The following is a 26,722-nucleotide window of genomic DNA, read 5'->3' as shown; positions in this document are numbered from 1 at the left end:
CAATGCTGCGGTGAATATTCACCGCGTGGGGATGGAACAGCCCTTTGAGCCTGTGGAGATGATACCGCTACATCACATCTCAGTGATGCAAGTATTGTCCATGAAGCAGGAAGCCACGCCCTTCAGGACGTGGTAGTTCACTCATCTTAGATGACATCCTTGAGGCTATCAATCTCATTGAACAATATACCAACACGCTCTCTATCGGAGAATTTCAAAAAGATACAAAAACCAGAGATGCAACCTTACGAAATCTGGAGATTATCGGTGAAGCATGTAAGTTAGTTCCTGAGACAATCAAGGACAGGCATAACAAGATCCCATGGAAGAAAATTATTGGTCTTCGAAATATTGTTCTTCACAAATATTTTGGAGTGGATCTTGATTTGATATGGTATATCATTACTATTCAGCTCCCAGAGCTAAAAAATGAAATATATCGGGTAAGAGATGCTATCAATAATAACACAGCAAATATCCCTTAAATAAAAAAAAAGCTATAAAGGAATCTTTTTCCTCTCCCCAACACCACACACAATCGCCGCATGGTCATGGTGATACGGCTCAAGCCAGCAGGTGTTCAGGATAGACAAGCCCGCATCCGTCAGCCGCTCGATCGTCTCCGCAAAGACCTCTTCCGGTGTCCTCCTGATATCAACCGATCTCGTCTTCAGCATCAGAATTGCCGTCATCCCGCCATCTATCCCGGAACCCTGCTTCAGAAACGGTAGATGCTTGATCAGAATCCCCGCCTGATCGGGCTGGGCAACATCCTGGTACAGCAGGTCAACCACCTCAAGAAACGGCGCATACCGGTCAGGGCGGGTTGCATCGCCTGCGATCGGAACAATATTCTTCCGTTTTTCTGCTACCGTGAGCAGATCCCGCAGAGGCCGTGGCGCAAACTCAACCGCATACACGCAATCCACATAGTCAGCCACATGCGACACTGTTGTTCCGTTAGCAGCACCCAGATACAGGACCTTCATATCAGTCGTGAGATCGACAGACTCATCCAGCATGCAGAGGGCGGCAAGCTTCGAACGGTACGGATCCCAGACTCTATACCCTTTCACCATCCTCTCATTGTACACCCCGCCGGAACCAGCCGAAACAAGTTGTCCATCAATCCGGATCATTCTGATCCACCTCCTGTGATTCCATCGATCACTGCCTGTGCCGAGGAGAGGAAAGCCGGATCCGCCTCCCCCCGATAGAGATCGATCCGTGCGGCAATCGCAAGCTTTGCGGCAAGCACCCGTGCCACCCGCCCCCGAATCTCGCGGGGTGCGTTATGCACCCGCCGGTGCTGGAAGATGATCCCATGCTTTGGGGAGGGCGAGTTTCCCCGGATATGCGAGAAGAGGGCGGCCTCGGCCCCGATCACCTGGACAGAACTGCCGGGCATCCGGGCAAGCTTCTCAAGCCCCCCGGCACGGGCCATAACTCGTGCCGCAACAAGGCCGCCGACAAGCTCGCTTGTGTTTGGGATCACCTGCGCCGCCAGCCTCGAAACATCAGCGGCAAGTGATGTCCGGGCGGCGATCAGCCCTTCAAGCTCATCCGCCATTCCACGGAGGGGACGTGATCTGCTCCGCCTGATCTTTGGAAGCACCCGTTTCACTGATCCCTGTCTGCCTTTCTGTGAAAACGCCGGGTTTGTCACCTGGTACCATTCAACAAGCCGCTCGGATAGGAGATTTACCACCTCATCCACCTGGTCAAGCATCCTGACCATCTGTAGGAGTTCAGCATCCTTTCCTGATGCCGCTGCCTCGATCACACCTTTTGCCTGAAGAATAGTAACCTCGCGGAGCCGCCGGAGATACTCACCACGATCAGAGAAGACTCCGGTTCCCTCAATCTGTGCAGCCGTGAGGGGGTGGAAACTTTCCATATCGATCCTTAAAGACTCGACCCTCGCCAGGAGTTCAGCCGGTGATCCCTCACAGGGTACCAGGACTCCTCCATCATCAACACTCCCGCACCAGTACACCGTCATTGCAGAAGAGATGATACCTCAGCACCTATATATCCGGCGACCGAATCTTTGAGTATGATCATCGAGGCGGCACTCTTTGTAGTCGGCATCATACTCCTTGTGAAGGGTGCGGACCTCTTTGTCGGGGGCGGAAGCGGGCTGGCCTCACGATTTGGGATCACCCCGTCACTCATCGGGTTCACCGTTGTCGCATTTGGAACCTCTCTACCCGAGTTCGTCGTGAGCTTAAATGCAGGCCTCACCGGCAACCCGGAAATTGCAACCGGGAACATCATCGGGAGCAATATCGCAAACATCGCGCTTGTGCTGGCATTATGCGGGCTGCTCAACCCACATGCCCTTAATAGGGACGACCCGGCAAACAGCGGAATGAAGAAACAGGCTGCACTTATGCTTGCGGCGACTGCTCTCTTCATCGTCCTGGCATGGCCCGGCACTCTCTCAGCACCAGCAGGGACCATATTCTTATTAGCATTTATCCTGATCCTCAGAGCGCTCTGGAAGGAGGGACGGGAAGAGGGAAACCTTCCATCCAGGCAAAAAGGCAGCCTTGATTATTTCCTGACAGCGGGAGGCATCGTAGCGGTCATCATCGGCGCACAGCTTGTTGTCACCTCCGCAGTCGGAATCGCCACCGCCCTTGGAGTTTCTGCCTTTGTGATCGGGATGACCATCGTGGCCATTGGAACATCACTCCCTGAACTTGCCACATCGGTTGTCGCAATCATCAAAGATCAGCCAGGGATCTCGGTCGGAAACCTGCTCGGGAGCAACATCTTCAATCTCCTCTTCGTGATGGGGATCATCGCCCTGATCACCCCCATACCAATTGCAGAAACAGGTGATCTCCTGGTGATGGCATTCTTCTCGCTCGCCGTACTCCCCCTCATCTATGCAGATGGGCGGGCGACCCGAATCATCTCGCTCGCTGTTCTGATTGGATACTTTGCCTATATCGGGATACTGGCAGGACTCATCTAGAAGAGTGGGATTCCGAGAATCGACCAGCAGATGATCGGCACCATGATCGCCCCCATACAGAAAACACGCTGCACCGAGACCATCGGGGGCACTGACCCGATGGCTGTTGCAAGGGCGAGAATGAAGAGGCCAAACGGGCCAGTTACAAGAGCAGTCAGCACCACAAGAAAAAGGATCACAGAAAAGTTCAGCCGCCTGACATTCAGGGCTGCAAGATAACGGGAACCCTTTGATACAAGGATCGTCAGGGGATAGGCCGCCAGCGCAGCAATACAGGCGGCAAGCATGATCCCGGCAAGGGGTGGCAGTTCATCTGTTGCAATTGCTGCCATTGCACCGTTCCGGGCACGTGAAAGGGCATAGAGTGCCGCGATCCCAAGAAACGCATTTGCCGTATTCGCTGCACTGGTAGCAAGGATATACCCCCTCCCATGGCGCGTATACGAGATGAATGATGCAAGCACCGCATTTGCAGTTGCATTTGAAAACCCGGGCATCCAGCCTACGATAGCACCGGCAACCGTCCCGGCAGCAGCAGCCCCGGCAATCTCCCGCCGCTCCATCCTGATACCGCGATAGATCTGCTCCGGGATCGATCCACCCGCTCCTTTCATGAGAACAGGCAGGCCAAAGAGGCCGGTTAAGAGCGGAAGGAGGAGCGGGCTCCCGCCGGGGAGTACCTCCCAGGAGAGATACGAGTAGGCGAGCGAGAAAGATCCAAGAACCCCTGATGCGATGAAGACAACAGCCGCCCATTCCGGCGCCTCTGACCTGACCACCAACATACCGGTGACCGTCAGCAAAAGAAGGCCGATCCACCAGTCAAGGTACGGCTGAAGCGGAGGCAGGAGAAAAAAGAAGAGGGGAAAGAGCACCAGCCCGAATGCGGCACCAGCAGCAGATCCAAGTGCCGAGATCCGTACCGCCTCCTCCCCAAGCCCTTTCATGCAGAGATCATGTGCAGGGAGAACCGAAATCGCGGTATCTGGATCGGGCACCCCAAGGAAGGTGGAGGGTACCGCATCAAGGAAGGTATGGGTGATCAGGGTTGCAGTAACAGATGTGGCAAAGACAGCAGGGCCAAAAAGGACGAGAAGTGCCGGATGCACCCCAAGGAGGATACCGGCCATCGTGTTTGAATGGATCCCCGGCGTACACCCGCTGATGGTGCCAAGCACCACCCCGATTGCCGCTCCGATAAGGATACCACCAATCATGCGAAGATGATCGTTGGACAGGAGAAGACAAGAATATCATGCATCCGTCCCAATAGAGATCAATGATCATTGCGATAACCAGGCTTCCGGAGAAGGCAGGCAGGGATCGGGCTAGCTGTGAGCAATACGGCCATTCCTGCCGGATCGTCTCGCCTCTGATAGCAGATGTCTATGACAACCAGATCCAGGCATTTGTGCTGGAGGCAAACCGCGGCGCCTTCGACTGCATCTTCTTCACAAGTGCGCTGCCTGCCGGGAAGATAGCCCCGCTGCTTGCAACAGATGCCCGGATCATCGCAATCGGCCCCCAGACAGCCCGGATGCTGGAGAAAGAAGGGCTGAATGTTGAAACACTCCCCACATACTATTCCCGTGATTTTGTGCCGTACCTTGGTGACTGGATTGAGGGGAAGGCAATCGGCATTCCCCGTGCGGATGTCCCAAACCCAACCCTTATTCAGGGCATTGAGGATGCCGGAGGAACAGTATATGAGTACCGGTGCTATGGGCTTGTCCCGACACACACTCCCCTTGATCTACAGGGAGCAGATGCGATCCTCTTCACAAGTGCAAACTCGTTTTTAATGGCTGTCTGGGAGAAGGATACTGCTATAATCCCGATTGCAATCGGGGATATCACCGCTGATGCAATGAGAGGTGGAGGGGTGGAGCCGGAGGTTGTTGGCGACGGCTCCCTTGCCGGAACCCTTGAAGCACTGAATTCGTACCTGAACAGGAAGAGAGCATGACCGGAGATCCAAAGACCAGCATCCAGTCAGGAATTATCATCATCGATAAGCCGCCGGGTCCCACCAGCCACGAGGTTGCCGCCTGGGTGCGGGATATCCTTGGTGTCAGCACCGGGCAGGGAGGGACACTTGATCCGATGGTCTCCGGAATCCTGATCGTGATGCTCGGGAAAGCTGCGAAAATCGCAGAGCATCTCCTCGCCCATGACAAGGAGTACATCTGCCTCCTGAAGCTGCATGGCGAGGCGCCGGAAGACGAGATCAGGAACGTGGTCAACAGCTTCTGTGGCAGGATCTACCAGCGCCCCCCGCGCCGGAGTGCGGTGAAGCGGGCGCTCCGTATCAGGACGATCCATGCGATTGAGGTGCTTGATATCGAAGGGCGGCTTGTCCTCTTCCGGGTGCGGTGCGAGGCGGGAACCTACATCAGGACACTCTGCGTTCATATTGGCCTTGCGCTTGGGGTGCGGGGGCAGATGGTCGAGCTCCGGCGTACCCTCTCGGGAGGATTCGGAGAGAGCGATGCACACACCCTGCATGAACTTGCGGACGCAAAAGCAGCGGCAGACGAAGGGGATCCGGAACCGCTTAAGCAGATGATCCTCCCGGTGGAGCGGGCGGTTGCCGATCTTCCATCAATTACTCTCCGCGATACCGCGGTTGATGCATTATGCCGGGGCGCACAGCTTGCCGGAGCCGGCGTTCTATCCTGCGGCACTTTTACGAAAGGAGAGACGGTTGCGCTGATGACAGCATCCGGAGAATGCATCGGCCTGGGCACTGCTCGTATCCCGTCAGATAAATGCGTACCAGGGAAAAAAGGCTTTGTTGCACGCCCAAAAGCGGTTCTGATGGAGCCCGGCACGTACCCCAGTGGCTGGACGAAGAAGAGCAGGGTTAAGTAATACCCGGAACAATTAGTTTACTGCATCTTTTGCTGAGGTAGTCTAGCGGGAAGGCGCGAGGCTGGAAACCTCGTGAGGCGTTTGTCTCTCGGGAGTTCAAATCTCCCCCTCAGCGTTTTGAAATACCTTTTCTCTAACTCAACGTATGATACCTTAGGAGAGGAGGAATTCTGCTACGTCACGTTAGATTGACTTACATGGCTATGTGGCATGTAAGTCAGGTCTGGTTGCGTTAGAGAGACCAGTAGTCGTCTAAGTCAACATAGGTTGACTTACAAGACACTTTATAGCATTACACAATGAAATACCACATATGGGAAAATATTCTGATAATCGGGCAGGTGTTTTTGTCCGCCAGAAAGGCGGATATGAAGCCTTTATCCCGCATCCTTTACCCCCCCCGGACCTGGTTTTCGATGAGGGACTTCTCTACCTGTTATCGAAAGCCGACGGAGCTCTGGCCCGCCTTGACGGTGTCACCCAGGTACTCCCAAACCCCGATCTCTTCGTGGCGATGTACATCAAGAAAGAGGCATTGTTAAGTTCCCAGATCGAGGGAACGCAGGCATCACTTCAGGGAGTTCTTGAATTCGAAGCCCATATACGGCCAAAAGACGACATCAACGAGATACAGGAGGTATTGAATTACATAAAAGCACTTCATCATGGTATAGAGAAACTGGAGTTCTCTCTACTCACTCTGGATCTGATCAATGAGATTCACCGCTTTTTAATTCATGGAACACGGGGATCGCATAAACTTCCCGGTCAGCTACGGCATGTTCAGAATTGGATTGGCCTACCAGGAGGGACGATTCAGGATGCGTTATTTGTTCCACCTCCACCAGAGCAGGTCCCAGAATTAATGCATGACCTTGAACGCTTTATCCAGAACGATGATAAAACGCCAAGGCTGATCAAGGCCGCTCTCATTCACGCCCAACTGGAAACGATCCACCCATATCTGGATGGTAACGGAAGAATGGGCCGTTTGATGATCACGTTTTATCTCTGCTCAAAAGGTGTTCTGGCAAGGCCATTGTTGTATCTCAGTTATTACCTGAAGAGATATCGGGAGGATTACTACACACTCCTTAATGATATCCGGTATCAGGGGAATTGGGAAGCATGGCTGGCTTTCTTCCTTCAGGGCGTCATTGACATATCTAATAACTCTATTGAAACAGCAAAGAAAATTATTCTTCTCAAAGAGACGTTGATTGAAAGGTTGCTGGAGAACAATATCAGCGGTGTGCATGCAGTAAAACTGATCGATACACTCTTTGATCGCCCTATCATCACGATAGGGCAGGTGACGGAGGAGTTACGAATAAGCCGCCAGTCTGCAACCAATCTCGTGGGAAAATTTGAGAATATTGGAATATTGGAAGAGATTACCGGAAAAGAACGATATAAGCAGTATATGTTTGTGGACTATGTCAGGATTATCGAGGAGGGCACACGGATATAGTTCTCTTTAAGCAGCAATATCATTCCAATGGATAATTGATCCGGATCGGCAAATTTATTCCACCGGAATCCGGAGAAAACACCGGAGCATTCATCTCGAATCTACAATGGTGCGAGCCCCAGGAACCACCATCAATCCTTCCCCGCCACCATCCCCTTCACCCGCTCCCCCTCCTCAGTCAGCCGGTAGATGATCCAGGTGCCGGATTGTGCGCCTGCGATCAGATCTGCCTTCTTCAGGATAGAGAGATGGTACGAGAGACGGGAGTCAGATATCCCGAGTATAGAGCGGATCACACAGACACAGAGTGGCTGAACTGCGAGCAGGGCAAGAATCTTCAGCCTGAAGGGGTCAGCCAGTGCACGGAAGAGAGAGGCCGCAGCCAGGGCTTCTGCATCCTCCGGCAGATGGGAAACAAGCCCGGGAATCCCCCCTGATGCGGTGAGGGATGCTTCGACATCCGGGGGAATGCCACACCCCTTTCCAGGCACAGCCAATCCACTGCAACTATCTTCCGGTACGTCTGCCATACTTCAATTTATTATGAAATACCATCAGATAAGCATTTCGAGGATGTATCAAAAAACTGGGGAGAGAGTCCCGACACCATGTATTTCAACATATGTTGAAATGGAAGCATTTTTATTTTCCGACGACCGATATGATTTCAAGAGGTTTTGAAATAATGACGCTGTCAATCCCCTCCACACAGGATTCGGCAAATCCAACACCTCCCGGAGAGAGACACACTATGCAGTATATGATATACGCATTCAGGAGATGCCTATGATCGAGATACTCATCGGCTCCCTTATGATGGGGTGGACGACACTCGCAGTATACCTCGCCGAGCATGTCGTCACCTGCCTTATCCCGGCATTCTTCATCGCCGGAGCAATTTCGGCTTTCATCAGAAAGGATGCGATCCTGAAGTACTTCAGCCCTGATGCACCGAAAACTATCGCATATGGGCTGGCATCAGTTTCCGGCACTGTCCTTGCCGTCTGCTCCTGCACCATCCTCCCGATGTTCGCAGGCCTCTTCAAGCGGGGGAGCGGGATTGGGCCTGCGATCACCTTCGTCTATGCAGGGCCGGCGATCAACATCCTGGCGATTGTGTACACCGCAAAAGTGCTCGGTTTTGATCTCGGCCTTGCACGGGCCGCCTTTGCCATTCTTCTGGCAATTGCAATCGGCCTGATCATGGCAGCACTCTTCAGATCAGATGATGACGAAAGGAGGAGGAAGATAGCGGCAATGCCGCAGGCACCCGCAACTGAGGAGGAACGACCTCAATGGAGCATCCCGCTCTTCTTCATCCTCTTAATTGGCATCCTGATCACAGGCACGGCACAAATAGACTGGATGATCAAATTCCCGGTAATCTATGCCCTCACGCTCAGTGTGGCATATCTCCTGATATACTTCTTCCAGAGAGACGAAGTGACCGAGTGGGGATGGGAGACCTGGGATCTCACAAAGAAGATCTTTCCGATCCTCCTCATCGGAACATTTGCCCTTGGGATGCTCGCCTATTTCCTCCCACCGGAGACCTTCGCGCCATTCTTTGGGGCAAGCACACTTCAATCGAACCTGCTTGCCTCATTCGTCGGCACCATCCTGTATATGCCGACCCTCCTTGAGGTGCCGGTGATCGGTACCACCTTCGGATACACATCAGGAGTGATGGCAGGGGGGCCGGCACTTGCCCTCCTTCTTTCAGGACCAACGGTGAGCCTGCCTTCGCTTCTTGTCATTTCACGGATAATGGGGATGAAGAAGACTATTGTCTATGCAATCCTTGTGATCATCTTCTCGGCACTTGCAGGGTTTGGCTATGGACTTATAATGGGGTGAAGAGAACGACCAATACAGAAGAGACACATTCAAATAGAGAAAAAAGGTGAAAATAATGAAGATTGAAGTCCTTGGAACCGGATGCATGAAATGCAGGCGCCTTGCAAAGAATGTCGAAAAAGCAGTTGCAGAACTCGGTATCCCAGCCGATATTGTGAAGGTGGAGGATATCACCGCCATCATGGAGCGAGATGTGATGCTGACACCGGCACTTATTATCGATGGCGAACTGAAGATCTCAGGCAGGGTTGCCGATGTGGCTGAATTAAAGGAACTCCTGGGGGGTGCATGAAATGGCAGAAGAGCCGACCTGTTCATGTGGAGCAACTGATGCATTGACCGTTAAACGGATCATCTTCCCCTGTGCAGGAGTTGCAAATGTCGGCCAGATCACAAACGACGCCGCCATCCAGCTCACTGGGGAAGGGTACGGCGGGGCTGCCTGCGTCGCACTCCTTGCCACGGGGGCAGAGGGGTTGTTGAAGAATATCGGATCCGCAGATGAGATACTCATCCTTGACGGCTGTCCTGTTCAGTGTGCGAAGACGATTGCGGAAGACCAGAATATCCCCATCAGCCAGCATATTATCGTAACTGATCTCGGAATTACAAAAGCCGGATCCAGGGAGTATACCGATGATGATGTTGAGGTTATCGTCTCTGCTGCCTGGGAAGGGAAAGGGCGGATCTGAGCAAACCCAAAAGAAATACATAATGTCCCAACAATACTGCCAGGTTGATTCCTATGAAGAAGATACTCTTCATCTGCACCCATAATGCCGGCCGTTCCCAGATGGCCGAAGGATATGTAAACGCAACGTATGGCGACCGCTACTCTGCATTCTCTGCGGGATCAGAACCATCCAGCCAGGTAAATCCGCTCGTTATCAGGGCGATGCAGGAGATCGGAGTCGATATCTCAGGTGCGAAGCCGAAGCTGATCGATGAATTCGACGGTATCGACATTGATCTGCTCGTCACCCTCTGCGACTCCGGCACCTGCCCGCTCTTCCCCTGGGCAAAGGAGACGATTCACCAGAACTTCCCTGATCCAAAGGCGATCAGCGGTACAGAGGAGGAGATCCTCGCAGGCATCCGGGTGATCCGGGACGCGATCACCGGCTGGATCGATGATACCTTCGGATCAGAATAAGGTCTCATACCCCCGGTAATTTTATCGGGAGTTTCGATTGGGAATAGAAGCCCCGGACCACCCTCAGCCGGATGGTGTCATCTCTATCCATGAAGACGACTGATTGAAGTGGTTTAAGGAGAAAGAGAATCAGCATGCAGGGGAGAACCATCACCTACTCTAAAAACGTCTTCCTTCCGCTGACATCAGTCTGCCATAACCGCTGCGGGTACTGTTCTTTCAGGAAACCCGTTGGAGAAGGCTGCCTGATGGCTCCGGAGGAGGTTCGTGAGATACTCCGTCTGGGTGCTGCGGCTGGCTGTACCGAGGCTCTCTTCACCTTCGGCGAGCGGCCCGGCGAGGAAGAAGGATTCGATCGCTACCTGAAGGATATTGGCTATTCCGACATCCTTGATTACTGCTTTGACCTCTGCAGAGAGGCAATCACTCTTGGCCTTCTCCCCCACACAAACGCAGGCATCATGACCTATGATGAGCTTGCCCGCTTCAGGACAGTGAATGCCAGCATGGGGCTGATGCTTGAGACAACAGCAAGAATACCTGCGCATACCAATTCTCCGGGCAAGGATCCTGATGTGAGAATCCGGATGCTTGAGGATGCGGGACGCCTTAAGATCCCCTTCACAACGGGGCTTCTGGTTGGGATCGGGGAGAGAGCATCGGACCGAAGAGAGTCTCTTGAAACAATAGCCACAATCCACCGGAGGTATGGCCATATCCAGGAAGTAATCATCCAGAACTTCTGCCCAAAACCCGGCACCCCGATGGGCGAAGACGGAACAGTCACAAAGAAGGAGTTTGCTGAGACGATCCAGATGGCGCGCGCGATCCTTCCAGAAGATATTGCCGTCCAGATCCCTCCAAACCTTGCAGATGCCAGCTATTTCCTCAAATGCGGAGTAAATGACCTCGGCGGCGTCTCCCCGGTCACCGTCGATTACATCAACCCGGAACATCCCTGGCCTGAGATCGAGCGGCTCAGGGAGATCACAGCCGGATATTCACTCCGGGAGCGGCTCTGCATCTATCCCCGTTACATTGAAAAAGGGTGGTTCGATCCGGCACTCGCACCACTTATCATGCAGCTTGACAAACAGGTACAGGAGAAGAACCTATGACCCAGGGCGAAATTCTCTACAGTGGAAAGGCAAAGACCATCTGCCTCTCTGAAAAGCCGGATGAACTAATTGTATCATTCCGTGACGACATCACCGCATTTGACGGCGGCAAGAAGGATCAGCTTCAGGGCAAAGGCGCCTCGAATGCCGGTGTCTCAGCCTTCCTCTTTGGTATCCTCGAAGAATCAGGAGTACAGACTCATTTCATCAGGATGGAAGATCCAGTAACGATGCGTGTGAAGAAACTGTCGATGATCCCGCTTGAGGTGATCGTCAGGAACCGTGCCGCCGGATCAATTGTCAGGAATTACCCGTTTACCGAGGGACACTATTTCGACCCCCCGGTCGTTGTCACCGACTACAAGGATGATACCCGGCATGATCCGATGATTAATGACGATATCATCGTTGCACTTGGCCTCCTCACCCATGAAGAGATTGCCCGTGTTAAAGCATCCGCTCTGAAGGTCAATCTGGTTTTGAAGGCATTCTTTGATGGGATTGGGCTCGAACTCGTCGATTTCAAGATCGAGTATGGCAGATATGGCAACACCATCCTGCTTGGGGACGAGATCAGCATGGATTCAATGCGGCTCTGGGAGAAAGGCACCATGAAGTCAATGGACAAGGATGTCTACAGGTTTGAGAAAGGAGACGTTATGGAGGCGTACCGTACCGTATCAGCCAGAATTTTCGGGAGCAGATAAATCATGAAATTTGATATAATCATTACCATCAGCTTAAAAGAGGGGATGCTGAACCCCGAAGCAGAGGCAATCCGGCGTGCAATTGCACATCTGGGACACACAACGGAGCATCTTACGACAGCAGATCAGTTCCGATTCGTTCTCGATGCAGGAGACAAAGAGAATGCAGAAGAAATTACACGATCCATCTGTGAACGGCTCCTCGCAAACCCGGTGATCCATAAATACGAGATCGAGGTCATCTGATGCGGACAGCGGTCATCCAGTTTGGCGGCAGCAACTGTGACCGTGATGTCGTGCACGTGATCGAAGAGGTCTGTGGTGCTGACGCCGATCTGGTCTGGTATAAGGACGGGTTGAATAGATCCTACGATGCAATCATACTGCCCGGCGGTTTCAGTTACGGGGATTATCTCCGTGCAGGTGCAATAGCTGCCCGGACACCCATCATGGGTGATGTGATCAGGGCAGCCGGGAAAGGAACACTTGTCCTTGGTATCTGCAACGGGGCACAGATCGCAGCTGAAAGTGGCCTGATCCCCGGAGTATTCACCATCAATGCCTATCCGAAGTTCCTCTGCCGCCCTGCATATCTCAGGGTTGAAAATACCACCTCCCCCTTCACCCGGCTCTATTCAGAGGGGGAGGTGGTGATGTTCCCGATTGCCCACAAAGAGGGGCGCTACATCATCCCGGCAGATGAACTTGCCCGCCTTGAAAAAGAGAAGAGAATCGCATTCCGTTTCTGCGATGAGTCCGGAAATGTCACCTGGACCGCCAACCCAAATGGCGCCACCGGCAATATCACAGGCGTCCTCTCCGAGAAAGAGAATGTCCTTGTGATGATGCCCCATCCCGAGCGGGCAGCTGAAGAGATCCTTGGATCAGCTGACGGGAAGAAGATCTTCGATTCGATGATTGCTTATGTGGAAGAGTCCTAGGAGATCGTAAGCATGGATGAACTTGAGGCTGCCCGGCTGATCCGGGACTGGGTAAAACGGTATGCAGAAGAGAACGGACTTATGCTGAATCCCGATCCCAAACAACTTGATGCGGTTATCAGAGGGCTCGCACGCAGGATGGTCAGGAATGGTGAGCGGTACTGTCCCTGCAGGATCATGAGCGGGGATCCTGATGTGGATAAGCAGATCATCTGCCCCTGCATCTATCATAGGGATGAAATCGAAACGGACGGGCACTGCCACTGCAATCTCTTCTTCAGGGAATGATACTCCACATCCCTGCAACCACAAAGAGTTTTTCTTTTCTCTGAGAATATGCCCGTCCAGATGGCATCTGTAATCTCTCGCTACCCTTTGATCATCTCCACCTGAGGTCTGCACGGCGTGATACACGGAATGCATGGATAATCGCATAGATCCCTACAAACACCGCCGCACCATATCCAAACAATGCAATATACTGGACATTGGGGATGTTTAACCCGGAGGCAAGGAGCAGGAGAGACGATCCGATCACTACCGATGAGGTAATAAGCCCCACCATGATCCGATCAGTTGACCTATCCAGTGTCTCCTGGAGCCTCCGGATATCATGTGCAACTACATCGATCCTGACCTTCCCCTCACTCACTTTCTTCAGGGCAGAGGTCACCTGATCGGGGATCCTGAGAAGTGTCCGAATCGATCCAACACCGGTTGATATCTCGCGTTTAAGAGCATCATAGGAGAAATACTGCTCTTTCACAAGCTCATCCAGGCAGGGACGGATCCGCTCGGTAAAACAGAACGATGGATCGAGCGCAAGTGCTATCTCACCAACCATCCCGATCACTTTCAGGAGCCGCATAAGTTCTCCGGGAACCTGGAGCTGGTATTTTCTCAGTATCTCAGAGAGCTCAATTGCCATCTTCGAGAAATCATACTGCTGAACCTCATAATCCGAGTAATCAAGGAGCAGAATATAGAGATCATCACGGAATAGCTCTATATCTTCATCTGAAACACGCACGCCAAGATCAGCAAATGCAGATATGCATGCCTCAACATCAGTTCCTGCGATTCCGGCAAGAAGCCTGATGAATGTCTCCCGCCGCTGTGGCCTGAGCACCATACAGAACCCAAAATCGAGGAAGGCAAGATCTCCATTGGCCATGACAAGCAGGTTTCCGGGATGGGGATCGCCATGGAAAAACCCGTCGATTGCGATCTGTTTGATATACGCCGCGAACCCGCGCTCTGCAATGTTGGCAGGATCATGCCCCATGCCCATGATGGACTCAACATCATCAATCCTGACACCCTCGATATAGTCCATCGTAAGTATCCGGCGGGAACTTACATTCCAGTGGATACGGGGAACCCTGATACCCCCAATCTCCGCCATATTTCTCCGGATACGTTCGGCATTCTTGCCGTCACGGGTAAAATCCAGCTCTTTTCGGATCTGGCCCGCAAATTCACGGACAAGTCCGGTCGGGTTAAAGACGCGATAGTCTGGCAACACCACCTCGATCCGTTCTGCGAGCGAGGAAAGGATGAGTAGATCGGTCTCGATCACCTCGTCGATCCCGGGACGCTGGATCTTCACCGCCACCTGCGTTCCATCGGCCAGCACCCCGCGATGTACCTGTGAAAGCGAGGCGGCGGCAACCGGGTATGGCGCTATATGAAGGAACGCCTCTCTCCATCCCGGAAGGGTCTCATCAAGCACAGCTTCCATCTCAGGAAAAGGAAGTGCGGGGACCTGATCCTGGAGGCGGCTGAGTTCGTGGATCAGCTCAGGTGGAAAGAGTTCACGCCGGGTGCTTAGGATCTGGCCAAATTTGATGAATGTCGGGCCAAGTTCCTCTATTGAAAGGCGTATCCGCTCATAAACCGAAAGTGAAGGCGATTCCTCACCCCTCCCGAGCTTCAGATTATGTCCGGGAAGACCGGGGAAGAGTTCATCAACCACGATCCCAAACCCGTGCTTCACCAGAATATCAGCAATCTGGGCATATCGTTTCATCCCCGCAAGCATTGCGATCAGGATTGGATTGATCTTCTGGGTAAAAGGTGTTGTGGAGAGGATCAGGCTGAGGCAACCGGGGATCGGGGGAGGGCAAGGGAAAGGAGGGCGGCGATTATGAGCGGAATTGCAAGGGCAAAGAGGGCTGTCTCCAACGTTATAAGATCTGCTGCAATCCCGACAACAGAGACGCCTAGCCCTCCTGCGCCGACAGAGAAGCCGATCAGGAGACCTGAAGCGAGCCCAACCCTGCCGGGGAGGTACTCCTGTGCCATCGTCACTGTCACCGAGAAGGTGGACCAGGTAAGGAACCCGATGATAACCATGAGGATAAGCGCAACCCATCCGGTTGTCATGAAAAAGAGGATGAAAGGTGGTATACAGGCAAAGAGACCTATGATCGTCACCTCTCTCTTACCATACCGGTCAGAGAGGAAGCCGCCTGATACCTGTCCCACAACCCCTGCAAGGAGCATCAGAGTAAGCATCGTATTGGCAAGGACCAGCGAAGAGCCGGCAGTTGCGATGAGGTATGCCGGGAAGAACGCAACGGATGCCATGATCACCCAAGAGCGGAATGCCGCGATGGTGACGATCAGTCCGACCTTTCCATAGGGAACCTTTGGCATTTGAAGAGCCTCTTTCTTCGGGGCTGCAGGAGTTGTCACCCCCCGCGTCAGATAATAGAGAAATGCAGCTGTCAGCAGACCGGGGATTGCAATCAGGGTAAGCGCGGGCATACCGCCAAACCCGATGAGGATGCCAACGACTACAGGACCAATAGCAAAACCCAGATTTCCTCCGGTTACAAAGATCGAGGTAAGAGAGCCCCGGTTTTTGTCTGATGTTTCACCATGCACCCGAAGAAGTGCAGAAGGGTGGAAGAGAGCATGGGAGATCCCGGCTGCGGCTGCGAAGATGAGGAGAAGATAGTAATTCTGCACCACCCCATAGAGGCTGATACAGATGGAACTCGTCAGGATACAAAGCCAGATCGGAGCGCCCCACCCGGTCCGATCAGAGAGCCAGCCGACAAAAGGCTGGAAGAGGGATGAGGTGATCTGGAAGATGCTGACAAGAAGACCTGCCAGGAAATAACCGATACCGGGATAGAGGATCAGGAGAGGGATGATCGCGGGAATCACCGGGCTATAGAAATCAATAACAATATGGCCGAAGGTATACCCGGCAATGGGACGGGGAATTTTAATCATTTATGTGCGCCTCATACAAACAATTTCGACGGGAATCTCGAGTAGATCCCGTGAGTGAAAGGAGAATGTTCTTTTTATTGGAAATAACGCCGATACCACGCCGGTTATCTCAGCCCTGCCCCTGATATACGAGGCCAGAAACGGCATCGTGCCGGTATTAAAGATCCCATAGACAACAGGTGCAGCCCTGAGTGCAGCATCGATGAAGGGGCGATCCGCATGTTCGCTCTGTGCACCAAACGGCGGGTTCATCACCACGGTATCAAAGGATTCCCTTAGAGATTTTACGTCATCTGCGATAAACCTGCAGTCTACAGAGAGCTTCTCTGCATTCTCACGGGCAATGGCGACGAGGCGTGCATCACCTTCAACGCCGACCACTTCGCCGGCACCGAGGAGTGCCGCACCGATCGAGAGGATACCGGTTCCAGATCCAAGATCGCAGACAGAGCACCCCTCGATATCCCCTGCCAGGTACGCATCAAAGAGGAGACGGGCCGCGAGGGGAGCGGAGGTCATGTACTGCTCTTTTACAGGATCAGGGTTTGGGATGCCGGAGACCCGTTCCAGTTTCATCTCGAGTGTTCTGAGTTTCATGACCGGATCTCATCAATTTCGTAATCATCCCACTCCCGCCTGCCACAGAGGATCTCAAATTCAGGTGGCGAGAGAACCGGGACCGGGAAACGGATCTGATCATCAAGCCCGAGGCGGGGGCAGGCGCAATTCACATAGCAGGGGAAGCCGAGATTCAGGAGCTGATCAGCTGTCACCTCGCGGAGCAGGACAATCTCTGCGTTTGGATGAATCGGGAGGAGCTCTTCTGCCAGTTTCATCCGGTTCTGTCCACACTTCTGCGAGACGATGATCCCAAACCGATCCGCAGATCGTGCCTTTTCGATTACGGCAAAACGCCTCCTGAGAGGGCGATCGGTCTCGACGACACCTGCTTCACCTGTGTATGGGTCAAGGGAGATGACGGGGAGTCTGGTTGCTATCCCTGAACCGATAGCGTGGAAGACTCCCGTTCCAAGATACAGAAGACAGTCTGCTTGTGTTTCGCGTGCTGCCGTATAGGTGCAGCCGAGCACCTGCCCCGGAAGCGGGGTACGAGGCGAGGCGGGTGCGATCACCGGTGAAAACCCATGCTTTATGAGTTCTTCTGCGAGCAGGGGAAGGGAATTCGCATGCTGTGCTGTCGATATGAGACCTATTTTTTTCCCAGTCAGCAGGGGAAGTACAGAATCAAGCAGGGGAATCTGCTCCGGCTGGAGAATCGGCTCGACAAGAACCCGAGGGTGATCCATCAATGGAGTATGCCCGAAATGGATGAGAATGTCGGCATAATCCAGTGTATCGAGGGCGAGATCGCATGCACCGTAGCAGGGATCTCCCGAGATGATTACAGAAAATCCCTCTTCACGGAGGACTTCTGCAAGGACGGGGAGCTCCCTCTTCAGACCTTCAGGGGCCTGGAGGGCAATTCTCCTGATAGAAAGGGATCGTACCCGTTCAACAATATCAGAAATAGGAATCAAGGACATGTACGCCGTCTTTATCAACGTCTATTGTGACCAGGGATTTATATGCCCGCCCGATATCGGGGTTCCCGCGATTGATCACAAAACAGAGATCAGCTACTTCTGCACCTGTAGACTCTATGGCAGGGAGAAGTGCCCGGATCGTGCCGCCTGTACTGATCACATCGTCAATGAATGCAATCCGGTCACCTTCATAGACGCTATTTAAATAGAGAGTTCCTTTCGAGTACCCGGTCGTCTGGCCGATTATAACCTCACCCGGGAGTTTATATTCCCGTTTCCTGACGATTGTATAGGGGATATCAGTCATCAGGGAGAGGACAGTGCCGATATGGATACCCATTGCCTCGCTGACGACGATCTTATTGACATCTTTTAGATCAAGCGCCTTGAAGAGGGCACATGCCACATCCCTGAGGAGGTTTGGTTCAACAAGGGGAACACCGTCTGTTATCGGGTGAATAAAATAGCTATACTCACCCCGCTGTACTATCGGACAGATTTCCAATGATCTTTTGAGTACCTCAAGCATGAGATTCACCGATTGTTTCTAAAAATGATTCAACGACATCCCGTGTCACATGTGGCATCAGTACCGTACGCATATGACCCCAGCGGGTCCTGGAAACGCGCCACCCGGTTGGCACAAGCGGGCAGTCGAAGGTGGCGACATTCACATCGGGAGTCACTGCACGGGCATAACCAAATGCCTCCATCCCTTCGATGAGGCGGCGGGTGTTCTCCATGCACCCCTGCACGAGTGCAGAGAGGCCTTCACGGCCAAGATATCGGAGAACCGCATAGGCACTAGCTACAGGCGCACCGGGGCGGGTTCCCGCAAGGGTACATTCCTTCTTCACTGTCAGATACGGGGTATCGACATTCAGGCATCCAAACGCCTCGGGATCACGGAGGAGGAGGGCACCGCAGGGAATGGTGCTCATCCCCATTTTGTGTGGATCAACCGAGATGCTTGATACGGACGGAACCAGAAAATCCCAGGGTGCAAGACCTGGGAGGAACGGCGCTACAAGACCCCCGAATGCGGCATCGACATGGAAGAAGATATCGTGATCGGCTGCAACCGATCCGATCTCTTTGACCGGATCGATCATCCCGTATTCGGTAGTGCCGACGACCGAGACTATTGCAACCGTCTTCTCGTCAATGGCCTCATTCACAAGGACAGGATCCATCCGGTAATTTGCATCGAGCGGAACCGAACGCATCTGAAGCCCGAGCATGTCGCAGGCCTTATCAAAGGAGAAATGTGCGGATGCCGGGATGATCACATTCGGGGTATCAACCGGCTTCTGCTTTTTTGCGATCCGAAGCGCCTGAATATTTGATTCTGTGCCACCGGATGTGGCATATCCACCTGCTCCGCTATGGTGGAGGAGATCCCCAAGCATCGTGATCAGTTCATCCTCAAGCCCCATGGTGCCGGGGAAGAGACCGGGGTCCCCGAGGTTCGTCTCGATGAACTGCATATGTGCACGGATAGCAACCGGATGGGGCCGTGTGCACATTGATGAAAGAATCCGGCCGTACTTCAGATCCTCTTCCCTGACGGAAGAGAGGTAGGAGAAGAGTTCCTCCTCAGAAGAACCGTTCTCCTTCATTTCCACCCTTGGAGAATGCCATATCCAGGACCATCCGCTGTTCGGTGCGGGCTGCTGACTCGCGGATCGCCTGCACAGCATCGATATTCGCAGATACGCTACGGATACCGTGTTCGACAAGCCAGGCGACCATCTTCGGATCAGATCCCGCCTGCCCGCATATGGAGCATTCGACACCTGCCGCACGGCACCTTCGTATTGCATAGTCGATCAGCCTGAGGACTGCCGGATGCGTCGGTTCGTACATCGACGCCACATGTTCATTGTTCCGGTCAACTGCAAGCGTATACTGGACAAGATCATTAGTGCCGAATGAGGCGAATTTTATACCCGCCTGAATGAATTCATCGATCATGATTGCAGATGAAGGAACCTCGACCATGATACCAAGGGTAACTGAATCCACAGAAACACCCCATCCTCGGAGGAGTTCTTTTGCCTGGATAAATTCCCTTGGATGATTTACGAGCGGGAACATCAGGCCAAGATTTTCATACCCTGCCTTCCAGAGCCGCTTGAACGCCTCGATCTGAAGCCGGAACTGCTCAGGTGCTCCGAGATCACGGCGGATACCGCGCCATCCAAGCATCGGGTTGTGTTCGATTGGCTCGTCTTCCCCACCTTCCATATTCCGGAACTCATCAGTCGGTGCATCCAGTGTCCTGACCCAGACGGGTTTGCCGGGGAATGCATCGAGGATGATCCTGATGCCGTCATAGAGTTCTGAGATAAATTCCTCTTCCTTGTTATTGGCGATGAACCACTGGGGAGTCCGATTCAATCCCAAAATAAGGTGTTCAATCCTGAGCAGCCCGACACCATCTGCGCCGGTGGCAGCTGCCCGCTGTGCCGCCTCAGGGAGCGAAACATTCACCTTGACAAGGGTTGCGGTAACGATCGGAGCTGATCCTCCCTGCACAACAGCAGGGGTTTCATCCTGGGCTTTACGGACTTCGCCCTCATAGACGATGCCCCTGTCACCGTCGATTGTGACGATCTGACCATCTTTAAGTGTTGAAGTAGCCTTCTTTGTCCCTACAACGGCCGGAGTGCCAAGTTCGCGTGAGACGATTGCTGCATGGCAGGTCATCCCGCCTTCATCGGTGATGATCCCTTTCACTCGCCTCATAGCCGGCACCATATCAGGGTTCGTCATCTTTGCAACGAGGATGTCTCCTTCCTTCACCGAGCCCGAATCTTTCACACTTTGAATGATGGCTACCCTGCCCGTTGCAATACCCGGAGATGCACCCTGCCCCTCAAGAAGGATCTTCTCTGATCCTGTGGATGTATCAGCCTTTTTTTGGGAGGATGCCGGTTTAATCGTGGTGATCGGGCGTGACTGGAGGATATAGAGATCATCCCCGACGATACCCCATTCGATATCCTGCGGGATCCCATAGTGATCTTCAGAGAGTTTGCCAAGGGCTGCGAGGCGCCCGATCTCAGCCACAGAGAGGACCTGCGCATGTTTTCTCTCTTCAGAGACGGGAACTTCCTTTGTCCCCTTCTTACCATCCGGTATAATCTCTGTTTCCTTGCTTGCGATGATCGTATCGATGACCTTCTGTTTCATCTGGTCAAAGACATAATTGTCAGGTGAGACAGAGCCGGATACGACTGCTTCACCGAGCCCCCATGATCCTTCGATGATGGTGAGGGGCTCCCCGGTAACCGGATGGGAGGTGAAGAGCACCCCGGCTTTTTCAGAGAAGATGAGCTGCTGGATAACAACTGCGATATTGACGCTTCTGTCATCAAATCCCTGCTTGGAACGGTAATATACCGCCCGCGCTCCATAGAGCGATGCCCAGCATTTCTGGACAGCTTCAATCACATCATCTTCCCCGAGGATGTTTAAGAATGTCTCCTGCTGCCCGGCAAAACTTGCATCGGGAAGATCTTCAGCTGTTGCGCTTGAACGGACCGCGACAACAGTATCGCCACCCATACGGGAATACGCAGATCTAATCTCCCCGGCCATATGCCCGGGTATAGGAACGGATAGAATTAGATCCTGCGCCTTTCCGGCAGCCGACTCTAATGCGTTGTTATTATCCACATCAAGTCCTTCGAGGATCGAATAGAGCGATTCTTCAAGCCCGGTTTCGACAAGGAACCGGCGGAAAGCCTGTGCAGTTACGACAAATGCCTGTGGTACAGGAAGACCGATTGAGGACATTTCGCCAAGCGATGCCCCTTTGCCACCTACCGATGGCAGATCGTTCTTTCTGATCTCCTCAAGCCAGAGAATGTTCGGCGCGTCCTTCATAGCATCTCAGGTATGAATCGACCCGAAGATACATAAAAGAGGGTGAAGGCATTCACTCAGGATCACGGTGAGAACAACCATCATTACCTGTGAGATATAAATGCGTACTCGGGTTTCACATGAGCTATAACGTCCTTGTCAGTGATCCGCTGGCTGAAGAGGGTATTGAAATACTGAAAAATTTTTGTAACGTGGACGAGAAGACAGGACTCTCTGAGGATGAGCTGATCAGTATAATCGGCAATTATGACGCACTTATCGTCAGGTCCGGAACCGAGGTCACAGCACGGGTCATCGAAGCAGCCGCGAAGATGAAATATATCGGCCGTGCCGGTGCGGGTGTCGACAATATCGATACAGACGCCGCAACCCGGAAAGGCATCATCGTCGCAAATGCCCCAGAAGGAAACACCCTTGCCGCAACTGAGCACACGATGGCGATGATGCTCTCACTTGCCCGGAGAATTCCATCTGCAAATGCTTCTCTCAAGAAAGGTGAGTGGAAGCGGTCGAAGTTCATGGGTGTCGAGATGAACGAGAAGACGCTCGGTGTCGTCGGTTTCGGGCGTATCGGCCGCGAGGTGGCGCAGCGTGCCCAGTCCTTCAACATGCGGGTCGTTGCCTATGATCCCTTCATCACACCCGAGCGCGGTGCGCAGTTTGGCGTTGAGATGATGAGTGTCGAGGATCTCTTCAAAGTCGCCGATGTGATCACCGTGCATACGCCGCTCATCAAGGAGACGAAGCACCTGGTGAATGCTGCCTCGATTGCAACAATGAAAGACGGCGTCAGGATCATCAACTGTGCGCGAGGAGGCATCATTGATGAGAAGGCGCTTGCCGATGCCGTTCTGAGCGGGAAGGTTGCCGGTGCGGCACTTGATGTCTTTGAAGAGGAGCCGCCGACCGAATCCCCGCTCCTTGGGCTTGACAATGTCGTTGTGACTCCGCATCTCGGGGCAAGCACCGTCGAGGCGCAGAAGAATGTCGCTATCTCAATTGCACATCAGTGCATCGATGTCTTAAAAGGCGGTGCTGCGAAGTATGTCGTGAATGCTCCGATGATCCCAACAGAGCTACAGGAGACGATCGAGCCATATGCCCGGCTTGCCGAGAAGATGGGGCGGCTCGTCTCCCAGATTGTCAGCGGCGCAATAACAAAGGTTGAGGTGACCTATGCAGGCGATCTTATCGAGATGCGGCAGAATCTCAAGTTTGTGACCCGGATGGCGATCAAAGGCATCCTTGACCCGGTGCTTCAGCGGCCGGTCAATATCGTGAATGCCGAGTTTGTTGCACGGGAGCGGGGGATTGCCGTTGCCGAGACGATGACTGAGGAATCTCACGGGTTTAAGAACTTAATCAGCATCACCGTCAGGACAAAAGATGGCGAGGAGACGATCAGCGGATCGGTCTTTGGGAAGAAACGGGTGCGGATCGTTGAGATCGGTTCTTTCACAATGGATCTTGTTCCCGAGGGGTCAGTCGTCATCTCCCGCCATATCGACCGCCCCGGCGTTATCGGGCCTGCCGCAACGGTTCTTGGCAAACAATCAATCAATATTGCCGGGATGCAGGTCGGCCGGGTGAGTGCCGGTGAAGAGGCGCTCATGGTGTTGAATGTGGACTCGGTTGTTCCTGAAAATGTCATGGACGAGCTGAGGGCGGTACCGGGCATCATCTCGGCAACATTTGCAACGCTCTGAAGGCTTTGCCATCTTAGAGAGCTTCAGTGGGTCAGATCACTGAAGCAAAAACCAATTCTTTTATACTGCAAAAGCCAATATCGTAAGGTCGCAAGGCATGGGGCTCGTGGTCTAGCTGGTTATGACGTCGCCTTGACATGGCGGAGGTCCTGAGTTCGAATCTCAGCGGGCCCATCGTTTGCTTTTTTGTTACATTGCTTTATAAATCAAAAACGGTTACACATATCACCATCTGGCACAATCCCTTGAGCACAAAAAGTTGAATACCCTCATACAATCGAATAGGGAATTGTATCCTCCTTATCCTCAGGCGTTTTGCTGAATACAATTATTGAAGAAGAGATTTTAGCCAGATTCAAGACAGTATGTGCAACATATGGCTGAATATGAACCAGGTTGCAATCAGAAGACATCGCATCAAGAAGGATAGTCTCTCTTCTACCTCCATGCACCCACTCGAGATACAGGACAACCTTTCCAGACGTAACAGCGATCCATTCCTCTTTCTTTTTATGGTAGTGGTTTGCTCTGGTGCATCCGGGAGCAATGGAGACAACATAGGTATGGATTCCGACAAAAGGCTCATCAAGATACCGCGATGAGACAAGTTCGCAGAGCCAGCCATCTTTCCGGATGTGCTTTTCCCGTTTAAGGCAGATGTCATCCATACAAGAGAACAGGTACGGTATTTGATAAAATGAGTCTTGCGAATACATGAGATAACTGCGTATCATCCCGGAAAACGTTATGAGATAGGGATATAACCAAAATAACCTGAAAAAAACGCTCATGATGCCCACTGAGGCAACAGGCATACAAGATGAAAATGCTGGGTGTTCCCAAGCATTTTCATATAAAAGAGGCTGATAGGACAAAAAGTCATCAATTAGCCGTATTATCCCCTGACCGCAGCCACAACAACCGGCGACCGTGCTCCGTTCTTTAAGTAGATGACGCCACACTGCTTTGAGCGGGTGAGGAGCTTCTGTAGGTCTTTGTCGTCGATCTCGATCCCGTCGTGTCCGCTTCTGTAGACGATTTGATAGCCAAGATCCGCGAGCCGGTCTGTGACCCATCCCGGATCTTCTGCAAAGAGGAAGGGATGGATCTCGACGATGATCGCACGGGGGCGGATCGTCATTGATCTGAGGATCTCAACTTCTGATCCTTCGCAATCCAGTTCCAGAACATCACATTCAGGGATTTCGTCCGGCGCAACATGATCGGCATTGGCAAAATCCCCACCATAGACATCGATATGCGGGCCGACGACCGCGTGGTGGATGGTGCAGATCCCGCTGATGCCCTCGCGTGCAGTGAGCGTAATGAGCCGGCCGGCAGCCCGGTCCCCCCCTTCATAGACCTGCACCGAACCCGCTCTCCCCACCAGCTTTGCCGCAGTGACCGCCGTCACGCCGTCTCCGCCACCGATGATAACGACCCTATCTCCCGGCCTGGTGAGCCGGTGGTGGGCATCGGCTATACCCTTTTCGGAGAGACCGTTTGCTGCGACATACCGGCAGGCACCGAAGAAGAGATCGACAAAATCATTGTACTTGTAGATGGTGTGTGCATACCTAAACAGACTCATATCGGAGATCTCCTGCCAGTCCGGTTGCGCCATCCGGCCGGATTCCTGTCCGGAGCGCACCGGCACTCATTTAGCCTTTTGTATTAGTCATGCAGACGTATCACGTTTCCGCTCCAGGTTCACTGCATCCTGACAGCATAGTATGGGAGGTAACGCATCTCCAGACACCATATCAACCACAGATAACCAGGCTATCGACACCGAGGTGCCTCAATCCGTTACCTTCAAGTGCATGGAGGGTGGAAGAGAGCATAACGGAACATTATAACAGAAGAGATGTTCCGGATTGCACTCTGAAGGTGTAATTGTGTACAAGGAGTGAAAAGAGAATGGAAGGAGAAGCAAAGTATTCATTACCGGACCTGCCCTATGCAGCAGATGCGCTTGAGCCGTACATATCAAAGGAACAGCTCACCATACACCATGACAAGCACCACATGGCATATGTAAACGGCGCCAATGCCAACCTTGCCGCACTTGACGACGGAAGGAAGAAGGGAACAGATCCCAACATGAAACCGGTCCTAAAAGATCTCTCATGGAACTTCGGCGGCCACTATCTCCACTCGCTCTTCTGGGCAAACCTGGCTCCCGCCGGAAAAGGCGGAGGGGGGGAGCCGACAGGAGCGGTAGCTGACAAGATCAAAACCGGCTTTGGCAGCTTTGCACGGTTCAAGGCAGAATTCACCCAGGCAGCAGCAAGTGTAGAAGGATCGGGATGGGCAGCCCTCATCGAATGCCCGCTCACAAAAAGTCTCCAGATCATGCAGGTTGAGAAGCATAACACCAATGTCTTCCCGGCATGCAAGGTGCTGATGGTTCTGGATCTCTTCGAGCATGCGTACTATATCGACTACAAAAATGATCGCGGGGCATTCATCGGGGCCTTCTGGAATATCGTGAACTGGGATGAGGTAAACCGAAGGATCTGAGTCAGAAAGCAAACTCCAGTCAGCATGAAGGGTAAGGCATTGTACCATTTACCCTTTTATGGACGGGGCGCCAACGATCTTTCTGATGAAAGGAAAGACCAGATTTTTCATATGCCTGCTTGGTCTGCTGGCAGCATTCCTGCTCATCGCAGGCTGCACGGGAGCAGCACCAACAGCAGGTGACGGCGATACCGTTAAGGTTCACTATACAGGCACCCTCGCCAACGGGACTACCTTCGACAGCTCTGCAGGAGGAGAGCCTTTAGAATTTACACTTGGAGCAGGGCAGGTCATACCCGGCTTTAATAATGCTGTTTTGGGCATGGCTGTTAGTGAAGAGAAGACCGTGACAATCCCGGTCGAAGAGGCATATGGGCACTATGACGAGGATCTGATCCTGGTTGTTCCAAGGGAGAAGGTGCCGGATGAGATCGCAGTTGTCGGTACATCCCTCTATCAGCCACGGGGAACAATCATCCTTGTTGACGATGAGGTCGTTATGATCGACCAGAACCACCATCTTGCCGGAGAGGATCTGACATTTACCATCACCCTCGTTGAGATTCTCTAAACGATACCACTCACTTTTTTTCTCATCCAATTTCAAACGAAAATAGAAAATAATCAACCAGAGAGTTTTTTTGAGAGAGAACTACTCATCCGGACCATCAGGTAAGGTGTATAACAATGAGAGAATCAGAACTTTTATAAAGG

31 protein-coding genes and 2 tRNA genes are annotated in these 26,722 nt (G+C 52.7%); 19 read left to right on the top strand and 14 right to left on the bottom strand.

Going from position 1 to position 26,722, the window contains the following annotated elements; all coding sequences use genetic code 11:
• The first annotated feature begins 143 nt into the window (after positions 1-143).
• A complete protein-coding gene (locus FTO68_RS06560) occupies positions 144-485 on the top strand; it encodes a HepT-like ribonuclease domain-containing protein (RefSeq protein WP_368659884.1) in 342 nt (113 codons plus the stop codon).
• Positions 486-497: 12 nt separating this feature from the next.
• Here the strand turns inward: FTO68_RS06560 and FTO68_RS06555 are convergent, their stop codons facing one another.
• Both FTO68_RS06555 and FTO68_RS06550 read right to left on the bottom strand, forming a co-directional pair.
• The gene (locus FTO68_RS06555; RefSeq protein ID WP_255332584.1) at positions 498-1,139 is read right to left on the bottom strand and encodes a fibrillarin-like rRNA/tRNA 2'-O-methyltransferase; all 642 of its coding nucleotides are present in this window, start codon (positions 1,137-1,139) and stop codon (positions 498-500) included.
• Positions 1,136-2,002, bottom strand: a complete 867-nt coding sequence (locus tag FTO68_RS06550) for an NOP5/NOP56 family protein (protein ID WP_255332583.1) — start codon at positions 2,000-2,002, stop codon at positions 1,136-1,138. Before FTO68_RS06550 ends, FTO68_RS06555 begins: the two co-directional genes overlap by 4 nt.
• Before the next feature lie 54 nt (positions 2,003-2,056).
• Between FTO68_RS06550 and FTO68_RS06545 the strand changes: the two genes are divergently transcribed.
• Positions 2,057-2,983 carry a calcium/sodium antiporter gene (locus FTO68_RS06545; RefSeq protein ID WP_255332582.1) on the top strand — a complete coding sequence of 309 codons (927 nt, stop codon included), beginning with the start codon at positions 2,057-2,059 and terminating at the stop codon, positions 2,981-2,983.
• Here the strand turns inward: FTO68_RS06545 and FTO68_RS06540 are convergent.
• Positions 2,980-4,200: a tripartite tricarboxylate transporter permease gene (locus tag FTO68_RS06540; protein ID WP_255332581.1), complete on the bottom strand. Its 1,221-nt coding sequence runs from the start codon at positions 4,198-4,200 to the stop codon at positions 2,980-2,982. The two genes, FTO68_RS06545 and FTO68_RS06540, sit on opposite strands and share 4 nt — an antisense overlap.
• Before the next feature lie 62 nt (positions 4,201-4,262).
• Here FTO68_RS06540 and FTO68_RS06535 point away from each other — a divergent pair, with 62 nt between their 5' ends.
• The 4 genes from FTO68_RS06535 to FTO68_RS06520 all read left to right on the top strand — a co-directional run bounded on the left by FTO68_RS06535 (position 4,263) and on the right by FTO68_RS06520 (position 7,325).
• Complete coding sequence (locus tag FTO68_RS06535; protein ID WP_255332580.1) at positions 4,263-4,949, top strand: uroporphyrinogen-III synthase; 687 nt, start codon at positions 4,263-4,265, stop codon at positions 4,947-4,949.
• Positions 4,946-5,854: an RNA-guided pseudouridylation complex pseudouridine synthase subunit Cbf5 gene (locus FTO68_RS06530; RefSeq protein ID WP_255332579.1), complete on the top strand. Its 909-nt coding sequence runs from the start codon at positions 4,946-4,948 to the stop codon at positions 5,852-5,854. The genes FTO68_RS06535 and FTO68_RS06530 overlap by 4 nt, the downstream gene beginning before the upstream one ends.
• A 31-nt stretch (positions 5,855-5,885) precedes the next feature.
• Positions 5,886-5,969 (top strand) — tRNA-Ser (locus tag FTO68_RS06525).
• A gap of 198 nt (positions 5,970-6,167) precedes the next feature.
• A complete protein-coding gene (locus FTO68_RS06520; RefSeq protein WP_255332578.1) occupies positions 6,168-7,325 on the top strand; it encodes a Fic family protein in 1,158 nt (385 codons plus the stop codon).
• A 131-nt stretch (positions 7,326-7,456) separates the two neighbouring features.
• On the opposite strand, the gene FTO68_RS06515 is transcribed toward FTO68_RS06520, so the two are convergent.
• Positions 7,457-7,855: an ArsR/SmtB family transcription factor gene (locus FTO68_RS06515; RefSeq protein ID WP_255332577.1), complete on the bottom strand. Its 399-nt coding sequence runs from the start codon at positions 7,853-7,855 to the stop codon at positions 7,457-7,459.
• A gap of 256 nt (positions 7,856-8,111) precedes the next feature.
• Here FTO68_RS06515 and FTO68_RS06510 point away from each other — a divergent pair, with 256 nt between their 5' ends.
• The 4 genes from FTO68_RS06510 to FTO68_RS06495 are packed head-to-tail and all read left to right on the top strand — an operon-like array spanning position 8,112 to position 10,335.
• Entirely contained in the window at positions 8,112-9,182 is a 1,071-nt protein-coding gene (locus FTO68_RS06510) for a permease (protein WP_255332576.1), read from the top strand.
• A 55-nt stretch (positions 9,183-9,237) separates the two neighbouring features.
• Positions 9,238-9,474, top strand: coding sequence for a thioredoxin family protein (locus FTO68_RS06505; RefSeq protein ID WP_255332575.1), 237 nt, complete (start codon positions 9,238-9,240; stop codon positions 9,472-9,474).
• A 1-nt stretch (position 9,475) separates the two neighbouring features.
• Positions 9,476-9,874, top strand: coding sequence for a putative zinc-binding protein (locus tag FTO68_RS06500; protein ID WP_255332574.1), 399 nt, complete (start codon positions 9,476-9,478; stop codon positions 9,872-9,874).
• Positions 9,875-9,927: 53 nt separating this feature from the next.
• A complete protein-coding gene (locus tag FTO68_RS06495) occupies positions 9,928-10,335 on the top strand; it encodes an arsenate reductase ArsC (protein WP_255332573.1) in 408 nt (135 codons plus the stop codon).
• Positions 10,336-10,339: 4 nt separating this feature from the next.
• On the opposite strand, the gene FTO68_RS06490 is transcribed toward FTO68_RS06495, so the two are convergent.
• The gene (locus tag FTO68_RS06490) at positions 10,340-10,471 is read right to left on the bottom strand and encodes a hypothetical protein (protein WP_255332572.1); all 132 of its coding nucleotides are present in this window, start codon (positions 10,469-10,471) and stop codon (positions 10,340-10,342) included.
• Here FTO68_RS06490 and cofG point away from each other — a divergent pair.
• From cofG to FTO68_RS06465, 5 genes are read left to right on the top strand one after another with little or no spacing between them, the layout of a single operon-like run.
• Positions 10,470-11,453, top strand: coding sequence for a 7,8-didemethyl-8-hydroxy-5-deazariboflavin synthase CofG (gene cofG / locus FTO68_RS06485; protein WP_255332571.1), 984 nt, complete (start codon positions 10,470-10,472; stop codon positions 11,451-11,453). The genes FTO68_RS06490 and cofG overlap by 2 nt on opposite strands.
• Positions 11,450-12,160, top strand: coding sequence for a phosphoribosylaminoimidazolesuccinocarboxamide synthase (purC, locus tag FTO68_RS06480; RefSeq protein WP_255332570.1), 711 nt, complete (start codon positions 11,450-11,452; stop codon positions 12,158-12,160). The genes cofG and purC overlap by 4 nt, the downstream gene beginning before the upstream one ends.
• Positions 12,161-12,163: 3 nt before the next feature.
• Positions 12,164-12,406, top strand: a complete 243-nt coding sequence (purS, locus tag FTO68_RS06475; RefSeq protein ID WP_255332569.1) for a phosphoribosylformylglycinamidine synthase subunit PurS — start codon at positions 12,164-12,166, stop codon at positions 12,404-12,406.
• On the top strand, positions 12,406-13,101 hold the full coding sequence (gene purQ, locus FTO68_RS06470; protein ID WP_255332568.1) for a phosphoribosylformylglycinamidine synthase I: 696 nt from the start codon (positions 12,406-12,408) through the stop codon (positions 13,099-13,101). Before purS ends, purQ begins: the two co-directional genes overlap by 1 nt.
• Positions 13,102-13,113: 12 nt before the next feature.
• Positions 13,114-13,389, top strand: a complete 276-nt coding sequence (locus FTO68_RS06465; RefSeq protein WP_255332567.1) for a ferredoxin-thioredoxin reductase catalytic domain-containing protein — start codon at positions 13,114-13,116, stop codon at positions 13,387-13,389.
• Between the two features lie 91 nt (positions 13,390-13,480).
• Here FTO68_RS06465 and FTO68_RS06460 read toward each other — a convergent pair whose 3' ends face one another.
• The 7 genes from FTO68_RS06460 to ppsA all read right to left on the bottom strand — a co-directional run bounded on the left by FTO68_RS06460 (position 13,481) and on the right by ppsA (position 21,779).
• A complete protein-coding gene (locus FTO68_RS06460) occupies positions 13,481-15,130 on the bottom strand; it encodes an ABC1 kinase family protein (RefSeq protein WP_255332566.1) in 1,650 nt (549 codons plus the stop codon).
• A 62-nt stretch (positions 15,131-15,192) separates the two neighbouring features.
• Positions 15,193-16,344 (bottom strand): MFS transporter, encoded by a 1,152-nt coding sequence (locus FTO68_RS06455; protein ID WP_255332565.1) that lies wholly within the window; start codon positions 16,342-16,344, stop codon positions 15,193-15,195.
• Positions 16,345-16,941 (bottom strand): METTL5 family protein, encoded by a 597-nt coding sequence (locus FTO68_RS06450; protein WP_255332564.1) that lies wholly within the window; start codon positions 16,939-16,941, stop codon positions 16,345-16,347. It lies immediately after the preceding gene.
• Positions 16,938-17,888 carry a diphthamide biosynthesis enzyme Dph2 gene (gene dph2, locus FTO68_RS06445; protein ID WP_255332563.1) on the bottom strand — a complete coding sequence of 317 codons (951 nt, stop codon included), beginning with the start codon at positions 17,886-17,888 and terminating at the stop codon, positions 16,938-16,940. The genes FTO68_RS06450 and dph2 overlap by 4 nt, the downstream gene beginning before the upstream one ends.
• Positions 17,866-18,417, bottom strand: a complete 552-nt coding sequence (gene hpt / locus FTO68_RS06440; protein ID WP_255332562.1) for a hypoxanthine/guanine phosphoribosyltransferase — start codon at positions 18,415-18,417, stop codon at positions 17,866-17,868. Before hpt ends, dph2 begins: the two co-directional genes overlap by 23 nt.
• Positions 18,410-19,507 carry a tyrosine decarboxylase MfnA gene (gene mfnA, locus FTO68_RS06435; RefSeq protein WP_255332561.1) on the bottom strand — a complete coding sequence of 366 codons (1,098 nt, stop codon included), beginning with the start codon at positions 19,505-19,507 and terminating at the stop codon, positions 18,410-18,412. The genes hpt and mfnA overlap by 8 nt, the downstream gene beginning before the upstream one ends.
• Positions 19,485-21,779, bottom strand: a complete 2,295-nt coding sequence (ppsA, locus tag FTO68_RS06430; protein WP_255332560.1) for a phosphoenolpyruvate synthase — start codon at positions 21,777-21,779, stop codon at positions 19,485-19,487. Before ppsA ends, mfnA begins: the two co-directional genes overlap by 23 nt.
• Positions 21,780-21,898: 119 nt before the next feature.
• On the opposite strand from ppsA, the gene serA reads away from it, so the two are divergent.
• A complete protein-coding gene (gene serA / locus FTO68_RS06425) occupies positions 21,899-23,485 on the top strand; it encodes a phosphoglycerate dehydrogenase (protein WP_255332559.1) in 1,587 nt (528 codons plus the stop codon).
• Between the two features lie 100 nt (positions 23,486-23,585).
• Positions 23,586-23,659: transfer RNA gene (locus FTO68_RS06420), tRNA-Val, on the top strand.
• Positions 23,660-23,754: 95 nt separating this feature from the next.
• On the opposite strand, the gene FTO68_RS06415 is transcribed toward FTO68_RS06420, so the two are convergent.
• Positions 23,755-24,153 (bottom strand): polysaccharide biosynthesis C-terminal domain-containing protein, encoded by a 399-nt coding sequence (locus tag FTO68_RS06415; RefSeq protein ID WP_255332558.1) that lies wholly within the window; start codon positions 24,151-24,153, stop codon positions 23,755-23,757.
• A gap of 227 nt (positions 24,154-24,380) precedes the next feature.
• Positions 24,381-25,136, bottom strand: coding sequence for an FkbM family methyltransferase (locus FTO68_RS06410; protein ID WP_255332557.1), 756 nt, complete (start codon positions 25,134-25,136; stop codon positions 24,381-24,383).
• Between the two features lie 269 nt (positions 25,137-25,405).
• On the opposite strand from FTO68_RS06410, the gene FTO68_RS06405 reads away from it, so the two are divergent.
• Positions 25,406-26,008 carry a superoxide dismutase gene (locus tag FTO68_RS06405; protein ID WP_255332556.1) on the top strand — a complete coding sequence of 201 codons (603 nt, stop codon included), beginning with the start codon at positions 25,406-25,408 and terminating at the stop codon, positions 26,006-26,008.
• Between the two features lie 85 nt (positions 26,009-26,093).
• On the top strand, positions 26,094-26,579 hold the full coding sequence (locus tag FTO68_RS06400) for an FKBP-type peptidyl-prolyl cis-trans isomerase (RefSeq protein WP_255332555.1): 486 nt from the start codon (positions 26,094-26,096) through the stop codon (positions 26,577-26,579).
• Positions 26,580-26,722 lie beyond the last annotated feature (143 nt).

Origin of the sequence: Methanocalculus taiwanensis (genome assembly GCF_024372745.1) — an archaeon.
Lineage (GTDB): Archaea > Halobacteriota > Methanomicrobia > Methanomicrobiales > Methanocorpusculaceae > Methanocalculus > Methanocalculus taiwanensis.
This window is presented reverse-complemented; position numbering and strand designations above follow the sequence as displayed.